This is a genomic window from Streptomyces sp. NPDC026417, from assembly GCF_055567695.1.
This window is the reverse complement of the sequence record NZ_JBVHPY010000113.1, coordinates 1-2,005: the sequence shown is the minus strand read 5'-3', so window position 1 is coordinate 2,005 and position 2,005 is coordinate 1. Positions and strand designations below refer to the sequence as shown.

The window sequence follows — 2,005 nt, the reverse complement described above, 5'->3', positions numbered from 1 at the left end:
GCCACCCCCGCAACTACCTGGCGTTTCTCGGACTCGCCGCCGCCCTCTGCTGCTACAAGAGGCTCCTCCGCCTCACCACATAGGACACCGTCTAAATGGTCCGGCTGGCGCAGCCGGACTGTCGAGATACCCGGCGCAGGGGAGGGGAACCCGGTCCTCTTGGAGTTCCGCGCGGGATTCACTACGAGCTTCAACCTGTCGACCGTGCGCAAGGGCCCGTATCACCAGCGGACGCAGGAAGTGTTCGTCACCATCGACCGGGCCGGGCCGTCGCACATCGTCCTGCCTGCCGACTGTGACGCCCTCGCCATCTGGCGAGTCGTGGTAGGCAACGAGGGCGCCAGTGGCCTGGGCCGGTGGAAGCTGTGCATCGTGGACAGCGACGCGCTGCCTCGGCTCCCGACCAAAACAGCCCAGGGAAAGGGAACCGAGACCTTCGGCTATTTCAGCCCCAAGCCGTACTTCGAATACGCCCCGGTCGTGCACTACGACTTCATCGACTCCCCTGGCACCATCATCTACACGCCGGCCAACGGCGGGAAGCAGCTGATCCGCTTCACCTCCGCTGTCAACCAGAAGGGCACCCTGCGTCTCCCGCAGCACGGTTACGTCACCCTGTCCGAGCACGGCAAGCGGCACATCTCGGTGACCTGATCCCGCCAGATTTGAGCGTTCTCCAACTTGATCAGATGGCGAGTTCGAGGGTCACGACGGCTCGGACGACGGCGGTGATTCTGGTGGTGCTGCAACGGAGTTTCCTCAGGACTCGCCAGCACTTGAGGATCGCCACGGCGCGTTCACCGAGGCTACGGATCTTCGCGTGGTCTCGGTTGTGACGTCGACACCAGCCGCGCAGGTTCTTGCCGCGGATCGGGACACAGACTGCGGGGCCGGCACCCTGATACGCCTTGTCCGCCCAGCACTTGATGTCGTCGTCGGCGAGAGCTGCGGGAATGCCATGGGCCTGGGCTGCGGTCAGGTCGTGCGTGGCTCCTGGCAGCGCATCCGAGGCCCAGATAAGGCGCCCGGCCGGGTCAGCGAGGACCTGCACGTTCATCCCATGGGGCTTCTTCTTCCCCGCGTAGTACGGCCGGTCGGCGGCAATACGGTCGATTGGCAGCACGGTGCCGTCGAGGATCACGTACGCATTCTTCCGCACGGTTGCCATGGCCTGCTCGAGCGTGGGGGCGACGGCGGCCAGAAGGTCGACGGCCTCGCGTATGTAGCGGTAGACCGTCGCGATCCCGATACAAAAGCCCGCGGCGAGGCGGCATAGGTGTCGCCGCAGCGCAGGTGGGCGAGAGCGAGCAGGGCCTGCCGACCACAGGTCAGGCGACGCCAGCGGGAGCCGATCCGGCGGCGGTGACCAGCGAGAAGACCAGATAGGTGCTGAAGGGCGCGGCTGGACAGGTCAATGGCAGACGACAAGCACGAGCGCTCCTGGCGGACTGGTGATCTTGGTCGTGAACCCGTCTACCAGGAGCTTGCTTCCTGTCCGTCGCCGGGGTTGCCTGTCCACCCCCGTCAGGTTGGAAGAGGCTCACTGGCTACAGCCCCGCCCTGATTCCGACTGCCAAGCAATCCAGCGGTCTGCGATCCTCCCGAGGCTGCAGGCTGACTGGCGCGAAGAGTTCCAGTCCAGCAGCGTCCATGTGTTTTGGGCGAAATTTGAGTAGCGATCACTCGTGTTAGCGAAGCGCGCTCTGTGATCGTCTTCTATGGCGAGGGACGGTATCAGGGGTGTCGCCCTCGCCGTCTGCGGACGCCGTGCAAGAGAAGCCTCTTCATGATCTGTTCGCAGAACGCCCGCTGCCGTTGCGTCGTCGTGGGGAGTGGCGTGATAGCAGCGGGTACCAGCTCCAATCCTGGTGGGCCCCAGCGCTACGCAATGGCTGCCCGCCATGCGGATTACTGAGCCTCTTTCATCCTGAATGCATGCAGGTCAGGAGGGTGTGGACGGCCTGGACGATGGTGCCGATGCGGCGGGTGGAGCATCTGGCCCGAC

General features: G+C 64.8%; 1 protein-coding gene and 2 pseudogenes. 1 reads left to right on the top strand and 2 read right to left on the bottom strand.

Annotation, left to right across the window (positions count from 1 at the left end):
* Window positions 1-204 precede the first annotated feature (204 nt).
* Window positions 205-654 carry a hypothetical protein gene (locus ACZ4NT_RS39260; protein WP_467730216.1) on the top strand — a complete coding sequence of 150 codons (450 nt, stop codon included), beginning with the start codon at window positions 205-207 and terminating at the stop codon, window positions 652-654.
* 31 nt (window positions 655-685) lie between these two features.
* Here the strand turns inward: ACZ4NT_RS39260 and ACZ4NT_RS39255 are convergent.
* Both ACZ4NT_RS39255 and ACZ4NT_RS39250 read right to left on the bottom strand, forming a co-directional pair.
* A pseudogene (locus ACZ4NT_RS39255) lies at window positions 686-1,428 on the bottom strand (transposase family protein).
* A 494-nt stretch (window positions 1,429-1,922) separates the two neighbouring features.
* Window positions 1,923-2,005: pseudogene (locus ACZ4NT_RS39250) on the bottom strand (IS5/IS1182 family transposase); the annotation flags it as partial.